The sequence below is a fragment of the Burkholderia pseudomultivorans genome (assembly GCF_001718415.1).
In the GTDB taxonomy this organism is placed as follows: Bacteria; Pseudomonadota; Gammaproteobacteria; order Burkholderiales; family Burkholderiaceae; genus Burkholderia; species Burkholderia pseudomultivorans_A.
Genome location: NZ_CP013378.1, coordinates 2,596,856 through 2,620,155, shown reverse-complemented (window position 1 = coordinate 2,620,155; position 23,300 = coordinate 2,596,856). Strand labels below are relative to the sequence as shown.

The 23,300-nt window shown below is 66.7% G+C and carries 22 protein-coding genes and 2 tRNA genes; 9 read left to right on the top strand and 15 right to left on the bottom strand.

Annotated features, from left to right (window positions below; all coding sequences use genetic code 11):
* Positions 1–25 precede the first annotated feature (25 nt).
* The 6 genes from WS57_RS24415 to WS57_RS24390 form a co-directional block, all read right to left on the bottom strand.
* Complete coding sequence (locus WS57_RS24415) at positions 26–391, bottom strand: BON domain-containing protein (RefSeq protein ID WP_009691114.1); 366 nt, start codon at positions 389–391, stop codon at positions 26–28.
* 75 nt (positions 392–466) lie between these two features.
* A complete protein-coding gene (locus WS57_RS24410) occupies positions 467–1,525 on the bottom strand; it encodes a porin (RefSeq protein ID WP_009691113.1) in 1,059 nt (352 codons plus the stop codon).
* 115 nt (positions 1,526–1,640) lie between these two features.
* A complete protein-coding gene (locus WS57_RS24405; RefSeq protein WP_059514516.1) occupies positions 1,641–2,939 on the bottom strand; it encodes an MFS transporter in 1,299 nt (432 codons plus the stop codon).
* A gap of 43 nt (positions 2,940–2,982) precedes the next feature.
* Complete coding sequence (locus WS57_RS24400) at positions 2,983–4,125, bottom strand: CaiB/BaiF CoA transferase family protein (protein ID WP_009691110.1); 1,143 nt, start codon at positions 4,123–4,125, stop codon at positions 2,983–2,985.
* Entirely contained in the window at positions 4,122–5,309 is a 1,188-nt protein-coding gene (locus WS57_RS24395) for an acyl-CoA dehydrogenase family protein (RefSeq protein WP_059514514.1), read from the bottom strand. The genes WS57_RS24400 and WS57_RS24395 overlap by 4 nt, the downstream gene beginning before the upstream one ends.
* Positions 5,310–5,320: 11 nt before the next feature.
* Entirely contained in the window at positions 5,321–6,874 is a 1,554-nt protein-coding gene (locus WS57_RS24390; protein WP_059514513.1) for an AMP-binding protein, read from the bottom strand.
* 101 nt (positions 6,875–6,975) lie between these two features.
* Between WS57_RS24390 and WS57_RS24385 the strand changes: the two genes are divergently transcribed.
* Positions 6,976–7,866 carry a LysR family transcriptional regulator gene (locus tag WS57_RS24385; protein WP_009691106.1) on the top strand — a complete coding sequence of 297 codons (891 nt, stop codon included), beginning with the start codon at positions 6,976–6,978 and terminating at the stop codon, positions 7,864–7,866.
* Positions 7,867–7,888: 22 nt separating this feature from the next.
* Here WS57_RS24385 and WS57_RS24380 read toward each other — a convergent pair.
* The 3 genes from WS57_RS24380 to WS57_RS24365 form a co-directional block, all read right to left on the bottom strand.
* A protein-coding gene (locus WS57_RS24380; RefSeq protein WP_419468979.1) for an IS3 family transposase occupies positions 7,889–9,015 on the bottom strand; the annotation gives its coding sequence in 2 pieces (ribosomal slippage) (positions 7,889–8,757 and positions 8,757–9,015; 1,128 coding nt in all).
* Positions 9,016–9,680: 665 nt separating this feature from the next.
* Positions 9,681–9,757 (bottom strand) — tRNA-Arg (locus tag WS57_RS24370).
* A gap of 167 nt (positions 9,758–9,924) precedes the next feature.
* A complete protein-coding gene (locus WS57_RS24365; RefSeq protein ID WP_009688196.1) occupies positions 9,925–10,755 on the bottom strand; it encodes an undecaprenyl-diphosphate phosphatase in 831 nt (276 codons plus the stop codon).
* 484 nt (positions 10,756–11,239) lie between these two features.
* Here WS57_RS24365 and WS57_RS24360 point away from each other — a divergent pair, with 484 nt between their 5' ends.
* The 5 genes from WS57_RS24360 (at position 11,240) to WS57_RS24340 (ending at position 16,725) form a co-directional block, all read left to right on the top strand.
* On the top strand, positions 11,240–12,151 hold the full coding sequence (locus tag WS57_RS24360) for an aldose epimerase (protein ID WP_069244938.1): 912 nt from the start codon (positions 11,240–11,242) through the stop codon (positions 12,149–12,151).
* A gap of 134 nt (positions 12,152–12,285) precedes the next feature.
* Positions 12,286–12,966 (top strand): peptidoglycan DD-metalloendopeptidase family protein, encoded by a 681-nt coding sequence (locus WS57_RS24355; RefSeq protein ID WP_059518583.1) that lies wholly within the window; start codon positions 12,286–12,288, stop codon positions 12,964–12,966.
* Between the two features lie 366 nt (positions 12,967–13,332).
* Positions 13,333–14,952: an acyl-CoA synthetase gene (locus WS57_RS24350; protein ID WP_069244937.1), complete on the top strand. Its 1,620-nt coding sequence runs from the start codon at positions 13,333–13,335 to the stop codon at positions 14,950–14,952.
* A gap of 65 nt (positions 14,953–15,017) precedes the next feature.
* Positions 15,018–15,341, top strand: coding sequence for a DUF2288 domain-containing protein (locus tag WS57_RS24345; protein WP_009688202.1), 324 nt, complete (start codon positions 15,018–15,020; stop codon positions 15,339–15,341).
* 10 nt (positions 15,342–15,351) lie between these two features.
* Positions 15,352–16,725 (top strand): MATE family efflux transporter, encoded by a 1,374-nt coding sequence (locus WS57_RS24340; protein ID WP_059518587.1) that lies wholly within the window; start codon positions 15,352–15,354, stop codon positions 16,723–16,725.
* A gap of 43 nt (positions 16,726–16,768) precedes the next feature.
* On the opposite strand, the gene WS57_RS37700 is transcribed toward WS57_RS24340, so the two are convergent.
* On the bottom strand, positions 16,769–16,942 hold the full coding sequence (locus WS57_RS37700; protein WP_167361740.1) for a hypothetical protein: 174 nt from the start codon (positions 16,940–16,942) through the stop codon (positions 16,769–16,771).
* A gap of 135 nt (positions 16,943–17,077) precedes the next feature.
* Between WS57_RS37700 and WS57_RS37695 the strand changes: the two genes are divergently transcribed.
* Positions 17,078–17,248: a hypothetical protein gene (locus tag WS57_RS37695; RefSeq protein ID WP_009687382.1), complete on the top strand. Its 171-nt coding sequence runs from the start codon at positions 17,078–17,080 to the stop codon at positions 17,246–17,248.
* Between the two features lie 232 nt (positions 17,249–17,480).
* On the opposite strand, the gene WS57_RS24335 is transcribed toward WS57_RS37695, so the two are convergent.
* Positions 17,481–18,287: a GNAT family N-acetyltransferase gene (locus WS57_RS24335; RefSeq protein ID WP_009687383.1), complete on the bottom strand. Its 807-nt coding sequence runs from the start codon at positions 18,285–18,287 to the stop codon at positions 17,481–17,483.
* Positions 18,288–18,436: 149 nt separating this feature from the next.
* Complete coding sequence (gene sixA / locus WS57_RS24330; RefSeq protein ID WP_040127108.1) at positions 18,437–18,898, bottom strand: phosphohistidine phosphatase SixA; 462 nt, start codon at positions 18,896–18,898, stop codon at positions 18,437–18,439.
* A gap of 149 nt (positions 18,899–19,047) precedes the next feature.
* Between sixA and WS57_RS24325 the strand changes: the two genes are divergently transcribed.
* Positions 19,048–19,124 (top strand) — tRNA-Pro (locus WS57_RS24325).
* Positions 19,125–19,326: 202 nt separating this feature from the next.
* Here WS57_RS24325 and WS57_RS24320 read toward each other — a convergent pair.
* Positions 19,327–19,722, bottom strand: a complete 396-nt coding sequence (locus WS57_RS24320) for an immunity 50 family protein (RefSeq protein ID WP_059513300.1) — start codon at positions 19,720–19,722, stop codon at positions 19,327–19,329.
* 41 nt (positions 19,723–19,763) lie between these two features.
* Positions 19,764–20,885: a sensor histidine kinase gene (locus tag WS57_RS24315; protein WP_009691009.1), complete on the bottom strand. Its 1,122-nt coding sequence runs from the start codon at positions 20,883–20,885 to the stop codon at positions 19,764–19,766.
* Between the two features lie 244 nt (positions 20,886–21,129).
* Between WS57_RS24315 and WS57_RS24310 the strand changes: the two genes are divergently transcribed.
* Positions 21,130–21,561, top strand: a complete 432-nt coding sequence (locus WS57_RS24310) for a hypothetical protein (protein ID WP_009691010.1) — start codon at positions 21,130–21,132, stop codon at positions 21,559–21,561.
* Between the two features lie 61 nt (positions 21,562–21,622).
* Here WS57_RS24310 and ppx read toward each other — a convergent pair whose 3' ends face one another.
* The gene (ppx, locus tag WS57_RS24305; protein ID WP_069244936.1) at positions 21,623–23,137 is read right to left on the bottom strand and encodes an exopolyphosphatase; all 1,515 of its coding nucleotides are present in this window, start codon (positions 23,135–23,137) and stop codon (positions 21,623–21,625) included.
* Positions 23,138–23,300 lie beyond the last annotated feature (163 nt).

Genomic DNA, 23,300 nt, shown 5'->3' with positions numbered 1-23,300 from the left:
AAGGATCGCGCGATGCGCGCGGACATCACGGCTGCTGGCCGTCGACGCGCAACTGGTTCGATACCGACGTCACGCCGTTGACGCGCCGCGCGACCGCCGCCGCGAGATTCACCTGGGTCGTATCGGTGACCGAGCCGGCGAGTGTCACCCCGCCGTCGCGCGCCCGCACGAGGATGCGCGTCGCGTTCAGGTTTTTCGTGCGGGCGAGCGCGGTGCTGACGCGGCGCTTCAGCTCGCGGTCGGCCGCCTTGCGCTGCGCGGGCGGCACGCCGGCCGACGCCGGTACTTGCGCTTGCGCAGATTCGTGCGCACCGGGCGCCGATGACGATAAATCCGCTGCGCTCGCGGCATCGGGTTGCGCATGAGCGACGAGGGCCCAGCACGCTGCCATCAGCAGCCCTGCGGTGAATCCGAATGTAGTACGCGTGATCGAATCGCACTCTTGAAAATCGTTGAAGGGAAGACTTCAGAACTGCGTCATCAGCCCGATCGACACGCCTGTCGTCGCGCTCGCGCCGCGCCGCAAGTTCAGCGCCGCGATCGTCGCCGGGTCGCGCATATACGCGCCCGTCATCCCGTTGCGGTCGACTTCGACATACAGCTCGGTGCGCTTCGACAGGAAATACTCAGCGATCGCGTAGGTCGTCAGCTTGTGGCCGTCCGCGCCCGACACGTTGCCGAGATTGCGCGCGCGGTCGTAGAACGCCGCCGCGCTCAACTGCACCGACGGCAGCGGCTGCGCGACGACGCCGAACGACGGGATATCGTCGCGTCGAGATGGCGCGCCGGCCTTGTTCGCGCGGACGTTCAACGACACATAGCTCAGGTAGAAGCGCGCGCGGCCGAGCTGCAGCGTGCCGCCCGCCTGGATCGTCTGCGCGGACTGCGAGCCATCCGGGCTGTACGTCTTCGCGTATGACACACCGCCCATCAGGTCCGAATACGTGTACATCGCAGCCGTCGAATAGCTGGTGCCCGCATGCGAGCTGCCCGCGACGCCGCCCGGCGAATAGTTCGCACCGAAGCGCAGGCCGCCCACCTGCCCAAGATACTTGATGGTGTTGTTGAAACGTGAATCGAGCGTAAAGAAGTTGCCGTCGAACAGCACGCCTGGCTCGACCGCGAGCGACTGCCCGCGCCCGCCGAGCGGATCGAGCGCGATGCCGAGATCCTCCGCGACGTTGAACTGGCGGCCGAGCGTCAGGCGGCCGAAATCGCCAGCGAGGCCGACATACGCAGCCTGCGAAAACAGCGTGCCCGACGTCTTGAGCGCGCCGGTCCCACTGTTGAACGCCCCGTCGAGCACGAACAGCGCCTTCAGCCCGTTGCCGAGATCCTCCCGGCCCCGAATGCCGAACTCATTGCCGGCAATGATGTTGTTGTTGAAGCCGACCTGACTGCCGCCCGGCAGCCCGTTGACCCACCGCACGCCCCCGCCGATCCGGCCGAACAGCGTCACGCTCGACTGTGCATGCGCGCTTGCGCACAGCGCGCCGAGCAACGTCGCCGCGATCATCTTCTTCATGTCTCCTCCTGCCGCGTCATTGCGCGGTATATCGTGGAACTGCCTGCCGTCGAGAAGCGCCGCCGCCCGGCAAGCGGGCCGTGCGCCGAAAACGATGTGATGGGCTGCGCGAGGGCTAACGGCCGCATACGCCGACCGGCGACGCGGCGCGCGCCGTCTCGCCCGCGAGACGCCGCAGCGAACGCTGCGGATCGAGGCACCAGGCGCCGAGCACGCCGCACGCAATCAGCACGACGCCGCATACGATGCTTGCCTGTTCGAAGCCGTGCGCGACCGACGCGCCGGCGCCCTCGATCAACATCCCGGTGACGACCGGCGCGCTCAGGCCGGCGAGCGACGCGAAGCCGTTGCTGAGCGCGAGCACGCCGCCGCGCTGTGCATCCGGCGTCACTTCGGCGAGCATCGCGGGGCCGATCGAATACATGGTCAGCGTCAGGCCGCTGCCGAGCGTCAGCAGCACGAGCTTGGCCGCGCGCGGGATGTCCGGCACCGGCAGCATCGCCAGCATCGCGCCGGCGGCCGCCAACGTGATCGCGATGAACGTGCCGCGCCCGTGCCGCGACGGCATCCCGCGTGCGAGCAGCGTTTGCGACAGCCACGCGAGCGCGAGGCTGAGCGGCGACGTGACCGCGACGAACAGCGCGAACATCCGGCCGGCCTCGTGCGGCCCGAAGCCGAGACCGAGCTGCAGATAGGTCGGCATCCACGTGAGCGTCATCGCGAGAATCCAGTTCGCGGCGAAGTGACCGAGGAAGTTGCCGAGCACCGTGCGGTCGGTCAGCAGCCGTCCGTACGGCACGCGATCGCCGCCCGCCGTGCGCGGCGCCCGCGCCAGCGTGCCCTCCTCGCCGAGCACCGCCCATGCGATGCACCACACGGCCCCGAGCAGCGCGAGCACCGCGAAATTCGCGCGCCAGCCCCAGTGAGTCGTGATGACCGGAATCGAGAGCCCCGCGATCAGCAGGCCGAGCGCGCTGCCCTGGTGCAGCAGCGCGACGGGGAGATTGCGTCGCGTATCGGGAAACCACTTGTAGATCGCGTGCGTCGCCACCGGCGACGCAGGCCCTTCGCCGATGCCAAGCAGCACGCGGCATGCGATGACGACCCAGATCGAGCTCGCGGCGAGCATCGGCAGTTGCAGCAGCGCCCACGCGGCCGCCATCGCGAGCAGCAGCCATTTCGCGGGCCAGCGGTTCGCGGCGATACCGCCCGCGACCGCCGCGACCGCGAACAGCCAGTTGAGGCTGCCGCCGATCACGCCGAACTGTGTCGGGCTCAGATGCAGGTCGCGCATCATCGGCACCGACACGAGACCAAGCACGACCTTGTCGAGAAAATTCACCAGCATCATCAGCGCGAGCATCGTCGCGATGGACCACGCCCGTCCGGGGCGGTACTGCGCACCATTCGTCATGGCTGTCTCCTGTTTCGTTATCGTGGGCGGTCGGGGTGTCGCGCTACGCGCCGCCGTGCTCACCGGGCGCCGGCACACGGTCGTCGCCGTCCGGCAAGCCGAGCGAGAATTTCACCGGGAAGCGCACCGCGAGCGTGCTGTCCGGCGCCACTTCTCGCACAACGCCGCGGGCCCGCACGTGCGGATCGTCGAACACCTCGCCGGGATCGGGTACGCGCGATACCGGCAGCCCCAGGCCGCCGAGCACTCGCATCCAGTTGTCCTGGGTGCGCGTCGCGAAAAGCGCGCGCAACTCTGCACCGAGCGCGTGCCGATGCTGCTGCCGGCCCGCGCGTTGCGCGTAACGCGGCTCACGTAGCGCCTGGCATGCATCGCCGAGCGCGTCGGCGAACGCGGCCCAGAACTTGTCCTCGAACGTCGCGAGCACGATGTGCCGTCCGTCGGCGGTTTCGAACAGGTCGTTGTCGGGCATCACCCAGCGGGCGGCATCCGCCGTATCGCGGCCCGTGCGCAGCGCCCAAGCGGCCGGGGCGGTCCACGCGAACATCGCGTCGTGAATCGACACGTCGAGGTGCTGGCCGAGCCCGTTCGCCCGTGCGCTCATCACCGCGACGGCCAGCGCGAGCGCCGCATGCATCGCGGCCGCATGATCGGCGAGCCGCACGCGCGGCCGCGCGACGGTGTCGTGCAGTTGCGCGGGCACCGACCAATAGCCGGCATCGGCAAGAAAATTCAGGTCGTGGCCGGGCCGGTTCGCGTACGGGCCGTCCTGCCCGTAGCCGGTGATCGAGCACAGCACGACGCGCGGGTTCGCGCGGGCCAGCGTCGCATAGTCGAGCCCGAGCCGCGCCATCACGCCCGGCCGGTTGCCTTCGACCACCGCATCGGCGTCGCGCGCCAGATCGAGAAAGCGCGCGCGCCCGTCCGGCGTCTTCAGGTCGAGCACGAGCGAGCGCTTGCCGCGGTTGAACTGCGCGAACGTGTCGGCGCCAAACTGCCGCAACGCGTCGCCGCCCGGCGGCTCGACCTTGATCACGTCGGCGCCGAGCTGCCGCAGCAGCGCGCACGCATGCGGGCCGGGCAACAACTGGTCCGCATCGACGATCCGCACGCCGCGCAGGCACGACCACGCGGGGGCGTGGTCCTCGCCCGCCGGCCACGCATCGTGCGTGCCGCGGGCCGTCATGCGTTGCGCCCCGTGCCGGCCGGCTCGAGAATCGCCTTCGCGATCGCGTTGCGCTGGATCTCGCTCGTGCCGGTCAGGATCCGGAACATCCGCAGCTTGCGGAACGTCTGCTCGACCGGATGGCCACGCGTCACGCCGACGTTGCCGTGGATCTGCACGGCCTTGTCCGCGACCTCGAAGCAGCGCTCCGACACGTACAGCTTGCACGCGGACGACATCATCCGCAGGTCCGCGCCCGCATCCGCGAGCGCGGCGGTGTGCGCGATCATGCTCTCGCAGGCCCACAGCTCGGTGGCCATGTCGGCAAGCATGTGCTGGATCGCCTGGAAGCGCGCGATCGGGCCGCCGAACTGCCGGCGCGTGCGGGCATAGTCGAGCGCCGCCCGGTACGCGGACATCGCGAGGCCGAGCATCGTTGGGCAATGCAGCAGCCGGTTCACGCTGATGCGCGACATGCCGAGCTTGAATCCGTTACCGATTCCGCCGAACACGTTCTCGCGCGTCACGCGCACGTCGACGAAGCGAATGTCCGCGTCGATGTGCTGGCCCGACATCGGCACGTACTCGTGCTCGACGGTGACGCCGGGCAGGTCGAGATCGACGAGCACGGCCGTGATCTGCGGCGGCGTCGCGGTCACATCGGTCACGCACATCACGATCGCGAAATCCGCGAACGGCGCGCCGCTGATGTAGTGCTTGGTGCCGTTGATGACGAGCGAATCGCCATCCTCGACCGCCGTCGTGCGGATGCTCATCGCGTCCGAGCCCGAGTGCGGTTCGGTCAGCGCGAAGCACGTCGATTTCTCGCCGCGCATCACCGGCTTGAAATAGCGCTCCAGTTGCGCGGGCGTCGCGTACTTCAGCATGTTGCCGATGCGCGGCGGCCCGCCGAGTTCGCCGAGTACGTGCGGCGCGAGCGCCGCGCCGCTCGCGGCCAGGTCGGCCTTCAGCGCGCACACCTCGGCGATCGACAGCCCCTGTCCGCCGATCTCGACCGGCAGGCTCGCGGTATAGAAGCCGAGCGCGGCCGAGCGGCGCCACACGCGGCGCAGCACGTCGCGCGGCCACACGTCTTCCGAGTCGAGCTGAAGCTCGCGCTCGATCGGGCGCAGCTCGTCGTCGACGAAGCGCAGCACGGCCGCGCGCAGCGCGACGAATTCGGGGCGTTGCAGATGATCGAACATCGCGGGCTCCTTCAGTTGACGCGGCGCGTGACGCCGCGCCAGTACGGCTCGCGCACGAGCTTGCGGGCGATCTTGCCGCTCGCGTTCTTCGGCAGTTCCGCGACGAAATCGACGGAGCGCGGCGCCTTGTAGTCGGCGAGCTGCGCGCGGCAGTGCGCGACGAGATCGGCGGCTTGCGCGATGCGCCCCGAACGCAACACGACGACGGCCTTCACGGCCTCGCCCCACTTGTCGTCGGGCACGCCGACGACGCACGCCTCGAGCACGCCTTCGTGCCGGTACAGCGCCGCTTCGACTTCGGTCGGATACACGTTGAAGCCGCCCGAAATGATCATGTCGTGCTTGCGGTCGACCAGGTAAATGAAGCCGTCGCGATCGGTGCGTGCGAGATCGCCCGTATGCAGCCAGCCGTCGACCAGCACCTCGCGCGTGAGCTCCGGCGCATTCCAGTAGCCGTGGAACACGTCCGCGCCGCGAATCACGATCTCGCCGATCGCATCGCCTTCGACTTCTTGCCCGTCCGCATCGACCACCCGCACTTCCGTTTCACCGAGCGGCCGGCCGCACGATGCGAGCCGCTCTCGGTCGTGCAGCAGCGCATGCGCGTGATCGGCGATCCCGAGCCGCGTGACGCCCGACGTCGATTCGCTCGCGCCGTAGCCTTGCGACAGCACGGGACCGATGCGCGCCCACGCTTCCTCGATGCGCGCGGGCGCCATCGGCGCGGCGCCGTAGCCGAGCACCTTCAGGCTGCGCAGGTCGGCCTGGGCGAGTTCCGGCGTGTTCAGCAGCATGTTGACCATCGCCGGCACCATGAACGTGTGCGTGATGCGCTGACGCGCGACTTCGGCGAGGAAATGCGCGGGCTCGAACGCGTCGAACAGTACGAGCGTCGCACCGCAGAACAGGTACGGCTGCATCAGCATCCCCGACGCGTGCGTGATCGGCCCGATCAGCGCGAGCCGGTCGCCGGGCTGCGCGGGACGATCCATCCCGAGCACGATCTTGCGCAGCGACGCGAGCCGGTTGCCGTAGCTCTGCATCGCGGCCTTGATGCGACCGGTCGAGCCGGACGAGAAGTGCAGCACCGCGAGATCGTCGGCCGCCGGCACGTAGTCGGGCGCCGTATCGCCGCCCTTCGCGAGCAGCGTTTCGTAGTCGAGATAGCCGGTGGCCGGGCCGCCGAGCGACACGAACCGCTCGACCGAGCCGAAGCCCGGCGAATCGGGCGTGTAGTCCGTATGGCCGCGCCCGCCGATGAACGCGACGGGCGTGCAATTGCCGACGACGTCGGCAGCCTCGGCCGCCGTGAAACGCGGGTTCAGTGCGGCCTTCACGAGGCCGGCCTTGTACAGCGCGCACTCGATCTCGACGAGCTCGATGCAGTTGCGCGCCTGCACGGCGATGCGCTCGCCGCGGGCGAAGCCGAGGCCGCGCAGCGCGTTCGCGAGGCGCGTCGAACGTTCGTCGAGCTGACGATACGTGACGGCGCGGTCGCGGTGGATCACGGCGGGCTGGCTGCCCCAGTAACGGGCCGCACGCCGCAGGAAATAGGCGAAGCTCAAGACGATTCTCCTGGTCGAACAGTGCCGCCAGTCTGTAAGATGCCGAGGCATCACCACAATGCATTACCGGATATAACGTCATAACCGACAGGAATCCCCTGATGGATACCCGCGATCTGGAGTACCTGCTGGCCGTGGAGCGGCACGGCAGCATCGGCAAGGCCGCCGACGCGCTGGGGCTGTCGCAGCCCGCGCTGACCAAGGCCGTGCAGCGACTGGAGGCGCAGGTCGGCGTGACGCTGTTCGAGCGCACCGCGAACGGGATGACGCCGACGCCGGCGGGCGCGCGCTTCGTCGCTCGCGCGCAGCGGATCGCGCTCGAATTCGACGATGCGATGCAGGAGATGCGCGCGATCCGCGGCGGCGAACAGGGCGTGGTGCGGGTCGGCTACTCGCCAACCGTGCCCAATGCGTTCGTGCTCGGCGCGTGCCGGCAACTGATCCGCGAACGGCCGGCCGCGCGGTTGCGGCTGCGCTGCCGGCTCGCGCGCGAACTGCTCGACCTGCTCGCGGCCGGCGAACTCGACTTGGTGGTGGCGCCCGAGCCGCAGCAGCCGGACGCCGCGCTTGACACGATCGCGCTGTTCGACGACCGGCTCACGGTGCTCGCCGATGCCGAGCACCCGCTGCAGCGCAAGCGCGCGCTCACGCTCGCGGATCTCGCCGACCAGGAATGGCTGCTGCCGGAGACGACGATCCCAGTCCGGCACCGGATCGATGACGCGTTCCGTGCGCGCGGGCTGCCGGCGCCGCGCCTGCGTGTCGAGACCGATTTCGGCAATACGTCGCTGCTGCAGTTGCTGCGCGGCACGTCGCTCCTGTGCGTCGGCGGCGCCGACGCGCTCGACGAGGTCGCTGGGCTACGCGCGCTCGACCTGCAGGTCGGAGAACTAGACCTTGGCCGGCGCATTGGCGCAATGCACCGTGCTGGCGCCTACGTGTCGCCGCTCGCGCGGCGAATGATCACGCTATTTCAAGAGCAGCTGAAATAGTTCTGATGACCTGCCCCCGGTTTTAGTCCGAACCGCAGTTAGAGTCCGAGGTTAAAAACTGCTGCTTTGCATCGTGCGCCCGCGCGAACTGCACCGGCGTCAGATAGCCGAGTGAACTATGAGGCCGCTCGGTGTTGTACTCGATACGCCATTCCTCAATCAGCCGCTTGGCGTGGCGCATTGAGACGAACCAGTGCTCGTTCAGGCATTCATCGCGGAACCGCCCGTTGAAGCTCTCGATATAGGCATTCTCCACCGGCTTGCCAGGCCGAATGAACGACAGCGTGACACCGGCTTCGTAGGCCCATGCATCCAGCACCTTACCAGCGAACTCCGGCCCGTTGTCGACCGTGATGGATGCGGGTAAGCCTCGCATCTCCTTGAGCCGCTCGAGCACTTGCTGCACTCGTAGGCCCGGCAGCGAAGTATCGACCTCGATGGCCAAGCACTCGCGCGTGTAGTCGTCGACCACGTTCAGGCATCGAAACCGCCGACCATAGGCCAGCCCGTCAGAAACGAAGTCCATCGACCAGCTCTGATTCGGGCCTGTTGCTAACGGCAGCGGCGTGCGCTCGACAGCCGCAATACGCTTGCGTCGCCGCTTGCGCACGCTCAGCCCCGCCTTGCTGTACAGGCGCCAGATGCGCTTGTGGTTGGCGAAGCAGCCATCCCGCTGCAACAGCACGTGAATCCGGCGATAGCCGTAGCGGCGCTTCTGCGCGGCGATGGCCATCATCCGGCCAGTCAGCGCTTCGTCATCAACTCGGCGGCGTGATTCGTAGTGGAACAGCGAGCGCGAAATCCCTACCAGCCCGCAGGCCCGGGTAACACCCATGGCACGTTCGGTCATCAATATCCGGACCGCTTCGCGCTTGGCCTGCGGGCTTGCTACTTTCGAGCCAGCAGGTCCTTCAGCGCGGCGTTGTCGAGCATCGATTCGGCTAACAGTCGCTTGAGCTTGCTGTTCTCCTGCTCCAGTTCCTTCAGGCGCTGAGCTTCGGAGACCGTCATCCCGCCGAACTTCGCTTTCCAGTTGTAGTAGGTCGCTTCCGAGATGCCGTACTTGCGACACAGCTCCGCCGGCTTCAGGCCAGCCTCGGCTTCCTTCAAGATGCCGATGATCTGTTCTTCGGTGAATCGCTTTTTCATTGCCGTTCCTCTCTGGAACGGACTCTACACCGTCACCGTACTAAACGCGGGGAGCAGGTCACAACATCTAAGGAGGCTAAGCCCTTGACTTTGCGCTTCCTCGGTAACACGCGGAGTACCCATGCCAACGCGGCAGTCGAGCCAAGTCGGCCGATCCTCACTCGAAGCTAGTGTAATGTGCCGCTCTAAGTCATCGGCCGCAGTCGAATAGCGAAACAGGGCCTCTCTGAACTGTGGAATGAATTCCGGTTCATTCGTATCTGCGCACCTTTCTAGAGACGGGACCGTCACACAACCGGCCACGGACAATAAGACTTCTCTAAGGGAAATGAAATCAGGCTCTGCACTCGTCATGGCGAATATTGGCGTGGATCACAAATGAACGTCCAACGTGTGCGCTCAAAAGAGAGTACGGGACAGACGAAGGCGTTCCATAGACACCCTCAACCCTCGTCAGCCAGCGTTGTGTTGGACAGCTATGGCAATTTTATCGCGCCAGATCGATGCCAACCCAAACGGTCGACTTTACCCGCCTGCCGGAGTCCCATGCCACAAAGGCAACCAGCTCGATCAATGTTGACGTGAACGGGTTACACCGCGGTTACATGCAAAGCAATGCGATAAATCCACGGCAAGCCAAAAATCCACTAAATATCTGATTTGACTGGCCCGCCCTACACGATTCGAACGTGTGACCTACGGCTTAGAAGGCCGTTGCTCTATCCAACTGAGCTAAGGGCGGTCGAGGGAAAAAGACACGGCGCCAGCAACCCGGACCCTGCTCCGATCACCGCCGCCGGTACGAAACCGACGCGACGCAACCTGAAACGAAACGGGCCCGGCCTGAAGCCGAGCCCGAAATTATACCCGATCATCGCGTCGAATCACGCAAGACCGACGCCCTCAGCCTTACACCGGCTGCGCATGCAGCATGAACCAGCCCAGGCAAAACACGCCGGCGATCACGCAATACAGGCCGAACGACGCCAGCCGGCCGCGCCCTTCGAAATAGCGCATCAGGAATCGCACGCTCAGGTACGCGGCGATCGCCGTCAGCACGCCGCCGAGCAGCGCGTCGGCGAGTTGGTCGCGCGCATGGAACAGCTTCGGCAGTTCGAGCACGCCCGCCGCGAAGATGATCGGCGTGCCGAGCAGGAACGAAAACTCCGCCGCCTTCTCCGCCGTCAGCCCCGCCGCATTGCCGGCGATCATCGTCAGGCCGCTGCGCGAAAAACCCGGAATCAGCGCACCGATCTGCGCGAGACCCACGAAGAACGCCTGCTTGAACGTCATCTTCTCGGGCGGCTGATGCGCGCGGCTGCGCTGGATGCGATCGCCGATCCACAGCAGCACGCCATTGACGATCAGCGCGGCCGCGACGATCCGCAGATCATGGAACACGTGCTCGATGCGCTTCTCGAGCACCAGGCCGACGATGCCCGTCGGAATCGTGCCGATGATCAACGCCCACATCAGATGGCCGTCGTCGTTCTTGCGGCCGCCGAGCTGCGCGAAAAAACCGCCGATCAGCGCGATCCAACGCGCGCGGAAATACCACAGCAGCGCCAGCGCGGTACCGAGGTGCAGCGCAACAAGGAACGGCAGCAGCTGCGGCGCATGCTTGTCGATATGCATGCCGAACAGCGCCGGCACGAGCAACGTATGGCCGAGACTGCTGACGGGGAAGAGTTCGGTCACGCCCTGCAGGACGCTCAGGAATACCAGAAACCAGAGACTCACGCGTCGGTCCTTTGAATGGAAATTAAGCGGGAAGAAGTGACGGACGACGCGATGCGCGTCCGCAAAAACGCGCCCTGATTATGCCCAGCCATGATTACTGCGCCAAGGCATTTGACTGGCAATTGCGGCAATGCACACAATCGCTTGCAATTTGTAAGTCAGCAGAAAGCAAAAGGCCCGCCATTTGCATGGCGGGCCTTTCGAATCCAGCAGAAATTGCCGTCAGCGACCGAGCTGATAGAAAAACAATACCGTGCTGCCGGTGAACATGCCGAACAGTGCGATTCCCATTGCCATTGCCAGATCCATGGCGCCTCCTCGAAGTGTCATGACCCGGCAATATCACCGGTTTAGAGGCATTATCCCGACGGCTGACGCCCTTCAAAACTCGCAATTTCCCGAGAAGGGTTTTCCCCGACCGCGTCGCGGGCCGATAATGGAGCGCGCCGTCGCGCATCCGCCCACCCGTTCCTATCGATTCGCCATGCCGATCTTCCAGCAACACGAGATTCAAGAACTCCATGCCGGCCCGTCCATCGTCCGGGTCGCCCCGCAATTCGGCGGTCGTCTGCTGTCGTGGCACCTCGACGGCGAACCCGTCATCTTCTGGCCCGACACCGCCGACTGGAGCAACCTCGCGCGCGTGCGCGGCGGCAATCCGCTGCTGTTTCCGTTCCTCGGACGCCATCGCGTCGACGGCGAACTCGGTCGCTGGCGCGACGCCGACGGCGTGGTCCGCGACCTGCCGATGCACGGCTTCGCGCGCGACCTGCCGTTTTCGGCGCAGCCGTCGGCCGACGGCGCCGCGATCGCGATGACGCTCGAAAGCAGCGACGCGCTGCGCGCCGGCTACCCGTTCGAATTCCGCTTCGAAGCCCGCTACCGGCTCGCCGATGCCCACACGCTCGACGTCGCGCTGACCACGACCAATCTCGGCGGCACGCCGCTGCCCTACTACGCGGGTCATCACTTCTATTTCGCGCTGCCGCACGGCGAGCGCGCGGCGACGACGCTGGAGCTGCCGCCGACGCATCGCTGCGAGCAGCGCCCCGATGGCTCGATCAGCGCGCCCGAACGCGGCGACGCCCGCTACACGCTCGACGAGGCGCGAATCCTCGACCGCTTCCACTGTCTCGACGGCACGCCGTCGAGCCCCGTGCGCATCGAGATGCCGGGCCGCGGCCGCGTGGTCGAGATCGCGCTGGACATCCCCGGCTCGATTCCGTGGTACGCGGTCACGACCTGGACTGAAAAGCCGGAGTCCGACTTCTATTGCGTCGAGCCGTGGCTCGGGCTGCCGGACGCGATCCACAACGGGCTGGGGCTGCGCTGGCTCGCGCCCGGCGCGACCGAAACGGCCGCGCTGCAGATCCGCGTGCGCCCGCTCGAGGACTGAAAGCCGGCACGCCGAACCGGCGCCCGACGAGGCCCGCAGCGGACCCAAACTGCGGCACGCGGGTCGAACCCGTTAAAATCGGACGTTTTTGTGTCACCTGCCGTGCGGTGCGCGGCAGGGTTTTGCGAGGTTCAATGTTCGGAACAACAACGAAACGACTCATCGCGGCCGCCTGCGCCGCCCTGCTCGTCGCGTGCGGCTCCGCGCCCGTCGGCCCCGGCTTCTATCGCGTCGAGCGCGGCGACACGCTCTACAAGATCGCGCGCGAGAACCGCCAGTCGGTGCAGAACATCGTGCGCTGGAACCAGATCACGAACCCGGATGCGATCGAGGTCGGCCAGGTGCTGCGCGTCGCGCCGCCGCCCGGCACGACCACGGGCACCGGCACCGCGGGCCGCAGCCGCCCTGCACCGTCCGCGCCGGTGGAATCGGCCGTGAAGCCGGCCACCAGCATCTCGCTGATCTGGCCGGCGCCCGGCACCGTGGTTCGCAGCTTCGACGGCTCGAAATCCAAGGGCATCGACATCGCGAACGCCGCAGGCACGCCGGTCGCGGCGGCCGCGCCGGGTGTCGTCGTCTATGCCGGCAACGGGCTGCGCGGCTACGGCAACCTGATCATTCTCAAGCACAACGCCGATTACCTGACCGCGTATGCGCACAATCGCGCGCTGCTCGTCAAAGAAGGCCAGTCGGTCACGCAGGGGCAAACGATCGCCGAGATGGGCAGCAGCGACAGCGACCGCGTCGCGCTGCATTTCGAGTTGCGCTACGGCGGCCGTTCGATCGATCCGGCACGCTACCTGCCGGCGCGCTGAGCACCGGCCGTCGACACGCGATGCCGGTGCGCATCGCGTGTCGACGCGGACACAGTCGGAAATATTGAGTCAGCGCTTGCGCAGACGTCCGGTGAAACGCCCGGACAGCGGATCGACGTGGCGTGCAAACGCTACCAGCACGCCGATTCCGAACAGGCTGAACCCCGCAGCTATCAGAAGCAAATCCATGGTCTCGTTACAGTTTTGTCGTCATCTTATGCGGCATCCCGAAATCGTGCACTGAAGCGGGCCACTCGGACGAGTCCGCACAATCCCTATCATCAGACGCGCTTGTCGTTTCGGCAGCATGAAAAGCCGATGTAATCTACGCATCGAAGGCCACGCCACGCGACAAGGAGACCCCCGATGCTGCCCGCCGCCGAACGCTACGACGACCTGCTCAGCCGCTTCGCGTGGGCCTTTCCGGCGCGCTACAACATTGCGGTGGACGTCTGCGACAAGTGGGCGGACGGCAGCGGCAGGCTCGCGCTGATCCACGAAACCGCGCAAGGCGACGTCGCGCGTTTCACGTTCGACGATTTGAGAAATGCCTCTAACCGGCTCGCCAACAGCTTCGCGCGCGCCGGCCTGCGCCGCGGCAACCGGATCGGCATCTTTCTCGCGCAAGGCCCCGAAACGGCGATCGCGCACCTCGCCGCGTACAAGCTCGGCGCGATCGCCGTGCCGCTTTTCACGCTGTTCGGCGCCGACGCGCTCGAGTATCGCCTCGCGAACAGCGAAGCCGCCGCGCTCGTCACCGACGCGGCCGGCTACGCGAAAGTCGCGCCGCTGCGCCCGCAGCTGCCCGCGTTGCGCACCTGCTACTGCGTCGGCGACGATGCGCCCGACGCGCCGGACGTGCTGCGCTACGACGCGGCGCTCGCCGCCGAATCGGCCGACTTCGTCCCGGCCGATACGGCCGCCGACGATCCGGCGCTGATCATCTACACATCCGGCACGACGGGCAAACCGAAAGGCGCGCTGCATGCGCACCGCGTGCTGCCCGGCCACCTGCCCGGCGTCGAAATGTCGCAGCAATGCTTTCCGCGCGACGCGCGCCTGTTCTGGACGCCCGCCGACTGGGCGTGGATCGGCGGCCTGCTCGACGTACTGCTGCCGTCCTGGCATCACGGCGTGCCCGTGCTCGCACGCCGCTTCGAGAAGTTCGACGGCGACGCGGCATTCGCGCTGATGGCGCGGCACGGCGTCACGCACGCGTTCCTGCCGCCCACCGCGCTGAAACTGATGCGCACCGTCGAGCGGCCGCGCGAACGCTACGCGCTGTCGCTGAAATCGGTCGCGAGCGGCGGCGAATCGCTCGGCACCGAACTGACCGCGTGGGGACGCGACGCGCTCGGCGTCACGATCAACGAGTTCTACGGGCAGACCGAGTGCAACATGGTGCTGTCGTCGTGCGCGGCGCTGTTCGATGCGCAGCCCGGCGCGATCGGCAAGGCCGTGCCCGGCCACACGGTCGCGATCGTCGATGCCCATGGCACGCCGCTGCCGCCCGGCACCGAAGGACACATCGCGGTGCGCCGTCCCGATCCGGTGATGTTTCTCGAATACTGGCGCAATCCCGCGGCGACCCGCGACAAGTTCGCAGGCGACTACCTGCTGACCGGCGACACCGGCCTGATCGACGCCGACGGCTTCGTGCGCTTCGTCGGCCGCGACGACGACGTGATCACGAGCGCGGGCTACCGGATCGGCCCCGGCCCGATCGAGGACTGCCTGCTCACGCATCCGGCCGTGCGGATGGCCGCCGTGGTCGGCGTGCCCGATCCGACCCGCACCGAGATCGTCAAGGCGTTCGTCGTGCTGAATCCCGGCCATGCCGGCGACGACGCGCTCGTGCAGGCGCTGCAGGCGCATGTGCGCACGCGCCTCGCCGCGCACGAATACCCGCGCGCGATCGCGTTCGTCGACAGCCTGCCGATGACCGCGACCGGCAAGATCGTGCGCCGCGCGCTGCGCGACGCGTGAGCCGCGCCCGGCCCGCCCGGCCGGATGGTTTATAGTGGCGCACACGCAGTCTTTCCAAGAAACCGATGTCCTCCCAACACGAATCCGCCGCGGGCGCGTCGCATAGCCCGCTCTACGCCAAACTCCTCGGCGAGACCGCCAAGATCGACTGGTGCGACCTCGAGCGCTTCTTCGCGCAGGGCAAGCTGCTCGCCGTTGCGCGCGACCTCGATCTCGTCAGCGTCGCGGAAGCGATCGCCGGCGACGACGCCGAACAGGTCACGCGCTGGCTGTCTGCCGGCCTCGTGGCCCGCATGCCGGCCGAAACCGCCAGCGACTATGCGGCACGCAACCCGGAGCTGTGGGCGGTCGTCGTATCGCCGTGGGTATGCGTGCAGGAACGCGCCTGACGCGTCCGCCATGCCCGACACCGCCTTGCCGCACGACGCCGGTCGCGCCACGTCGCACCGGCGCGTGCTCGCGCTCGCGTTCCCGATCGTCCTTGCGAACCTGACCCAGCCGATTCTCGGCGCGGTCGACACGGCCGTCGCCGGCCACCTCGACGGCGCGCAGTATCTCGGCGGCGTCGCGCTCGGCGGGCTGTTCTTCAATTTCGTGTTCTGGGGCTTCGGCTTCCTGCGGATGGGCACGACCGGGCTGGTCGCCCAGGCGCACGGCGCCGGCGACACCGCCGGCATCCGGCTGAACGTGCTGCGTGCGCTGATCGTCGCGTTCGCGCTCGGCGCCGCCGTGCTCGCGCTGCAGGTGCCGTTGCTGTCGTTCGCGCTGAGCGCGCTCGGCGGCAGCGATGCGGTGCGCGCGACGGCGCTGGCGTACAGCCACACACGGATCTGGAGCGCGCCCTTCGCGCTCGCGAACTACGTCGTGCTCGGCTACCTGCTGGGCGTGCAGCGCGTGCGGCTCGCGCTCGTCGCGCAGGTGTTCATCAACGCGGTGAACATTGGCGCGGTGCTGCTGTTCGTGTACGGCTTCGGCTGGGGCATCGCCGGCATCGGCGCGGCCACCGCCACCGCGGACGTGTGCGGCTTCGCGCTTGGCGCTTGGATGCTGTGGCAGTTGCGGCCGCGCGGCCTGCCGCCGCTCGCGCCGCGCGCGCTGGCCGATCGCGCGGCCCTCAAGCGCCTCGTTGCGCTCAATCGCGACATCTTCCTGCGCACGCTGTGCCTGCTCGGCGCGTTCGGCTGGTTCGCCCATCTCGGCGCGAAACAGGGCGACGCGACACTCGCGGCGAATGCGCTGCTGCTGAACTTCCAGACCTTCATGGCGTACGGGCTCGACGGTTTCGCGCACGCGGCCGAGGCGCTCGTCGGCGCGGCCGCCGGCGCGCGCGATCGCGCCGCATTCCGGCAGGCCGTGCGCATCACGCTGTTCTGGTCCGCACTCGGCGCGCTGCTGTTCGCGCTCGTCTACTGGGCGGCCGGCGGCTGGATCGTCGGCCGCCTGACCGACCAGGCCGAAATCCGCGCGGTCGCGCTGCGCTACCTGCCGTGGGCCGCGATCTCGCCCGTCGTGTCGGTATGGGGATTCCTGCTCGACGGCGTGTTCATCGGCGCGACGCAAACGCAGTCGCTGATGCGCGCGATGGTCGTGTCGTTCGCGATCTTCGTCGCGGCCACGTTCGCCTTCGTCGACGCGTTCGGCAACCACGGCCTCTGGTTCGCGCTGCTGCTGTTCATGGCCGCGCGCGGCGCCACGCTCGCGCGCTACCTGCCGGGCCTGGTGCGGCAGATCGGCGGCGCCGACGCGCGCGTCGCGGCGGCGAGCGGCGCGTGAAGCCGCCGATGCCCGGGCGAGCGCCCGGCATTCGGCCCGGCCCTTACTGTGCAGCCGGCGGCGGCTCGGTGAGCATCGACGGCGGCGTCATGTCGGTCGGCACGCCATGGTAGTCGGCCGGATCTTCCGGCGGATGGCCGCGACGGGCCTGACGGGGGTCGCTCGCGCAGCCGGCGAGAAGAGATGCAGCCAGCACGGCCAGCATGAAACGGGTCATCGGGTATCGCTCCGGAAAACGGCGCGCCCACCGCGCGCCACGACCGCGCGAGTCTAGCGGAATTCCGGTTTCGGGGTCCGGCGGCGCATGTCCTAATATGTACGCATGGCGCTGTGCCGTAGAAAGGAGGCTGCCATGTCGTCTGAGGAAATTGCCGGCCTGATTGGCCTGTTCATCGGTCTGATGGTGCTCGCCGCGCTGTCGTACTTCGAATCGCGCGAATACAAGCGCAGCCACGGCGGCGAAGGGATGATCCACCACTGGATGGCCGAACACCACTTGCTCGACTGGCGACGCAAGCACTAGCAAATCGCTAGGCTGGCCGCCCCGCGCGAGTCCCGGCCCGCTTTCCGCGGCGGGCCGCCACCGGACGTGCCCACCCCGGCACAGGGGCCGGCGCATGTCTCGCCGATTAACGGGGACCGATAGCGGGTCCTTCAACCTCGTCCGAATACACGAACGCCGTCGCGCGGCAGGCAGCCGCACGACGGCGTTCGCTTGCGCGCGCCTGTGACGGACGCAACGCGATTCAGGCCGTTCAGCCGAGGAAATGCCGCGCGTAGCGCGCGTTGATGTCGGACAGACGGAACAGCGTGAGGAAATCCGCGCAGTTGAAGTCGGGATCCCAGGCCGGTGCGCCGCAGATCTTCGCGCCGAGCCGCAGGTAGCCCTTGATCAGCGGCGGCGGCGCGACGACGGTGCCCGTCTGCAGTTCGTCGACCGGCAGCGCCGTGTGCGGAAACGCGCGGTATTCGGTTGCCGTCAGCGCGCTGGCCGGCAGCGACTGGTACAGGTTCGCCGCGTAGTGCCCGCCGTCGGCCATCGACACGCTCGCGCAGCCGAGCATCGTCTCGTAGCCGTTCTGCATCATGTAGGCGCCCAGACCGCCCCACAGCGCCATGATGACGGCACCGCTGCGGTAGTCGCTGTGCACGCACGAACGGCCGACCTCGACCATCTTGCCGCGCAGGTGCGTCAGGCGCGACAGGTCGAACTCGCCTTCCGCGTACAGGCGGCCGACACGCGCCGCCTCGTGCGGCGGCAGCACGCGGTACGTGCCGACGACCTTCAGCGTATCGAGATCGCGAACCAGCAGATGGTCGCAATACGCATCGAACGGATCGACGTCGAGACCGGCGGGACCGCTGACCTGCGCGCCCATCTCTTCGGCGAATACGCTGTAGCGCAGGCGCTGGGCTTCGCGCAGTTCGTCTTCCGTGCGCGCCCACGCGGCGCGCAGGCGGTATTCCGAGGTGACGGTTTCAGCAGCGCGCGGCAGATGACGCCGCGTCGAATCGAGGGGCAGCGAGGCAAAAGGGAGCGTAGGCGTCGGCAGTTCTCGCATTAGGCTTTCCTGGTCGTAAGGAATAGGACGACATGCCCGCCAATGTAGTAACCAGCCATGACCGTTATGTGGCACGACCATGTCCGTTCAATGACGTGTCGCCGAATTGACTTTAGCAGAAAGCTTGCGGAACCGTATGATCAAACCCTTCAAATCAATTCAGGCGACAGCAGCGCGCGCAACACCGCCTGCTTGCTGCCGTCGCGCGTGCGGCTCGCGAGCCATACGATTCCGCCCTTCTTGATGCTCCAGCTGTCGTCGCTGCCGGCGATCAGCCGCGCGGCCACGCTGCCGAGCGTCGGCTGGTGGCCGACGATCACGACCGTGGGCGCGATGCCGTCGGGCCAGCCGGCGGCCGCCAGCACGTCGTCGACGCTTGCGTCCGGCGCGAGCGCGTCGACGGTCCGGTACTGGTCGGTCAGCGCCTCGACGGTCTGCACGGTGCGCGCCGCCGGGCTGGCGAGGATCACGCTGTTCGTCTCGAGACGCCCGCGCAGCCATTTGGCCATTGCCTGTGCGTCCTTGCGGCCGCGGGAGGTCAGCTGGCGCGCGAGATCGCTGGATGCGTAGTCTTCGGCTTCGGCGTGGCGCCAGAGGATCAGGTTCATCATGGTTCGTCTCCTGTCGATCCGGACGGGCGATGGTACGCCTGCACCGGGTCCATGCGATGTTCGATGACACGGTCGTCGCTGCGGTGGCACGTCGTGCGCATAACGCGATTGACCGGGCGGGTAATTAGACGATAGAATCTCTGGCTCGTCGGAGCGTAGCGCAGCCTGGTAGCGCATCTGATTTGGGATCAGAGGGTCGAAGGTTCGAATCCTTTCGCTCCGACCAAAGGAATCAAGGGGTTACAGGAATTTTCCTGTAACCCCTTTTCCATTTCCCGCCTCCCGCGACGATCAGGTCGCCCGATTCGCGTCACATGCATCAATGTAGATCCATGTCGGAACGGGCATCTTTCCCGTTAAACGGACTTCCATTTTACCGAGCACTCACGGCATCCGTTTAGCTGGAATCCGGCGCGTATTTGCACACGTCAGCCGCCACCCAGATAGCCGTATGCGACTCCCTCTACGCGAACCCAGTCGCACTTCAGCGCGATCGACACGCCTTCCCTGCAATGGATCGTTATCGACATGCCATTGTCGGTGACGGTCGATGAAAACGTCGCAATAACGTTGTCACGCCCCCACCCTTCGAGCGAGAGGTCGGAAGCACCGATAAATGACAAACTCAAATAGACGACGTCATAGTCTGTCGGCCATCGGTTGGGCGGAGACAACGGCTTCCGGGCAGTCATGATTCTCACCGACAGTCGAGGTTCGTCCCGCCCGAGTCGAACTTCGACGATCTCGGCACCATCGAGCGGCACATCGCTCCCATAGAGCGCAGTGAGCGCTTGCGGATTCATGATCCGCTGTATCAGGCTCATTTCTTGTTCGAGCGATCGAATACCAGGGTCCGCAAAGCCCCTCACCCTCTTCTCGGCAAGCGCACCGCAAACACCGTTTCCGTCTGATCCGATCGCGCATCGATCCGGCCGTGATGTGCCTTGGCGATCTCACTGGCGATGAACAACCCGAGCCCCAGCCCGACCTCGTCGCCGCTTTTTTCCGGCTGATCGGCGCCGCGTCGAAGCGGATCGAAGATATGGTCGAGCATGACCGGATCGATGGCTGGCCCGCGGTTGCCGACCTCGATGAGCACTTCCTTGCCAGTCGATGCCGCCGACACCCGTATCGGTGTCTCGGGCGCTCCATACTTGACCGCGTTGGTCACCAGATTACTCAGCAACTGCTGCATGCGCTGATCATCCCAGTCGCCCCGCAAATCGCCGACTATCTCGACATTGATCTCGCGATCGGGATGCGCGGTCCGCAATTCGTCCACCACATTGGCGATCACCGGAGCGAGATCGACATGGCGGGGCGAGACATTGATGCCGAGCCCGAGCTGGGTCCGATTGAAGTCGCACAGATCGTCGAGCAGGCCCTGCATCCGACCACCGCTTCTGATCAGCCGGCCAGCGGCCTCCGATACGTCCTCGCCCGCATTGAGCGCGGCAAGATAGGTTGCCGTGACCTGGATCGTCTGCAGCGGCGTGCGCATGTCGTGACCCAGCATGCCCAGCAGCAGGTTGCGTGCCTGCTCGACCTGTTCGGTGAAGAAAGCGACCGATTCCGCAAGCGCCTGATCTATCGCCTCGTTGAAGCGAATCATGTCGTCCAGATGAGGCGGGCTCGGCTGGCACTCGTCGATCCACAAACGCAGCACACTGGCGCGCAGCGCGCGATATTCGGCTGCCAGCTGATTGATGTTGAAGCCGCGCCGGGCGCGCAGGACGGCGTGCGTCTGCGCGGCCGTATCGCTGGCGCTCGCCGGTTCGGGCGCGCGTCCGAGGGACTTTTCGCGCTGCTCATCCCTGGTTTGCGGCGTGCTGATGTCCTTGGCCACGGCCTCCAGGATCTGACGCGCGTGGTCGCGCAGTCCATACGAATCCATGCTCTTCGCAGCGGGCAACAGCGTGGCGGCAAACGCTTCCCACTGCACCAGGATCTGCTCCATGTTCCGAACGATGAAATCGGCTAGGCGCATGTCGCTCCTCGTCACTGAATGAACGGTGGATGCTGCTGTCGTACCGGACGATATCACGCAATGACCGGCGTCCGTGCGCCACTACACGGAATGCGGAACCTCCTCCCCGCCCGCGCCCTGCCGCCGACGACATGAAGCAACGGACGGCCCGGCAGTTTCACGATCCGACCCGAACCACTGCCGAAAGCTAACATCCGAATAAACGAGAAAACGCGATAATATCGTTTCAACCTCGCGAAATCGCATGAAAACCCACACCCGAACCGCCCTCTGCGGCGCGCTGCTCGCCCTCGCGGCCTCCAGCGCCGCATCGGCCAAGTCGCTCGACGACGCGCTCGACTGCCATTCGAACGGCCACAAGTTCGTCGCGCCGCTGCTCGCCGCCGGCGACATTCAGCCGGAACCGATGCATGTCGAATCGAACTCGGTCAACGCATTCCGCACGGCCCGCTCGCTGACGGCCTACGGATTCGGCGTCTACGTCGTGCTCGGCTACCAGGCGAACGACCCGATCTTCCGCGAGGGCGACGGCAAGCCGATCGGCGACTGGGCTTACGGTGTCGTGGTGCGCGGCACGAAGTCCGCGGTGGAGGAAGCCGTGCGCAAGGCCGGCAGCGACGCGACGGTCAAGCAGGCGTTCCCGTTCCTGACCGCGATCGTCTGTTCGTCGGACTGAACGACCGCCCGACACTCACGGCGCACCCGTGCGGTGCGCCGCGCAATGCCATCCGGCGCAATCACGCGCCCGTGTAAACCACGCGATACGGAATGCCGACCTTCTCCCACTCGGCCGCCTCCTGGCTGAGGCTGTAGTCCGTCAGCGGGTTCTGTTCGACCCAGGCGCTAGGCAGGCGAACCTCATATCCACCTTTCTTCATCTGCGACACCGCAATGTCCGGCAGCCCGGCATCGGTGCGGCGCCGGCACAGCAGCGCGGCGAGCCGCAGGCAGAACAGCAGCGGCCACTCGACGTCGCGCGCCTGCGACAGCTTGCCGAGCTTGCCCGCATGACCGAGCACGAGCGCAGCAAGGCGCGCCTGGTCGGTGCGCGAAAAACCCGGCATGTCCGCGTTGCTCGCGATATACGCCGAATGCTTGTGATACGCGCTGTGCGAAATCGACAGGCCGATCTCGTGCAATGCCGCGGCCCAGCCGAGGAACATCCGGCACTCCTCGCGACGCTCGTCGTCGGATTCCTCGAGCTGGTCGTAGAAACGCACCGCGAGCGCGGCGATCCGCTCGGCCTGCGGGCGATCGACGCCGTAGCGGCGCGAGAAGCCCTCGACGGTCACCGCGCGCATGTCCTCGTGCTGCGTGCGGCCCAGCAGGTCGTACAGCACGCCCAGACGCAGCGCGCCGTCGGTCGTGTCGACATAGTCGACGCCGAGTTCCTCGAACACCGCGAGCATGATCGCGAGACCGCCCACGAGCACCGGCACGCGATCGGGCTTCAGCGCGATCAGCTTCAGCCGGTTCACGTTCTCGGACTTGATCAGCGCACGCTTCAGACGTTCGAGGCCGCCGCGCGAGATACCGTGCGTGACGCCCGGATCGTTGAAGCCGTTCGCCTCGACGAGTTCCGCGAGCGCGCGCGCGGTGCCCGACGAACCGATCGCCTGGTCCCAGCCTGCCTTCTTGTATTCGCTCGAAATGATCTGGATTTCGCGCTTCGCCGCGAGCTCGGCCTGTCGCATCGTGTATTCGTCGACGTTGCCGGCCGGGAAGAATGCGCGGCTATGGCTCACGCAGCCGATATAGAGGCTCTCCATCACGATCGGCGTGTAGTGCGAGCCGATGATGAATTCGGTCGAGCCGCCGCCGATGTCGACGACGAGCCGCTTGCCGGCGCTGGCCGGCACCGAGTGCGCGGCGCCCGCATAGATCAGGCGCGCCTCTTCGCGCCCGGCGATCACTTCGATCGGGAAACCGAGCGCCGCCTCGGCCTCGCCGAGAAACTCGCCGGCGTTCTTCGCGACGCGCAGCGTGTTGGTCGCCACCGCGCGCACGTGATCGGGGTGGAAGTCGCGCAGGCGCTCGCCGAACCGCTTCAGCGCCTCCCAGCCACGCTCCTGCGACGCGCGGTCGAGCATCTTGTCGCTCGACAGGCCGGCGGCCAGTCGAACCGGCTCGCGCAGCGCATCGACCGGGTAGATCTGGCTGCCCGCCGGCGTCTCCTCGACGCGACCGACGATCAGCCGGAAGCTGTTCGAGCCGAGATCCACGGCAGCCAGCAGGTGGGGGGTTGTAACCATCAGAAGGAGGCTCCGTGCGCATTCATTCGCGGCGCCCGGGCGGGCCCGCGAAGCGGTCGATCAAAGCCGGTATTTTAAGCGTGGAACGCTTTCGGATGTCACGCTTGCAAAACATGCACATTGCGAGATTGTATATCGCCAAAACATTTATGAAATGAAAGGC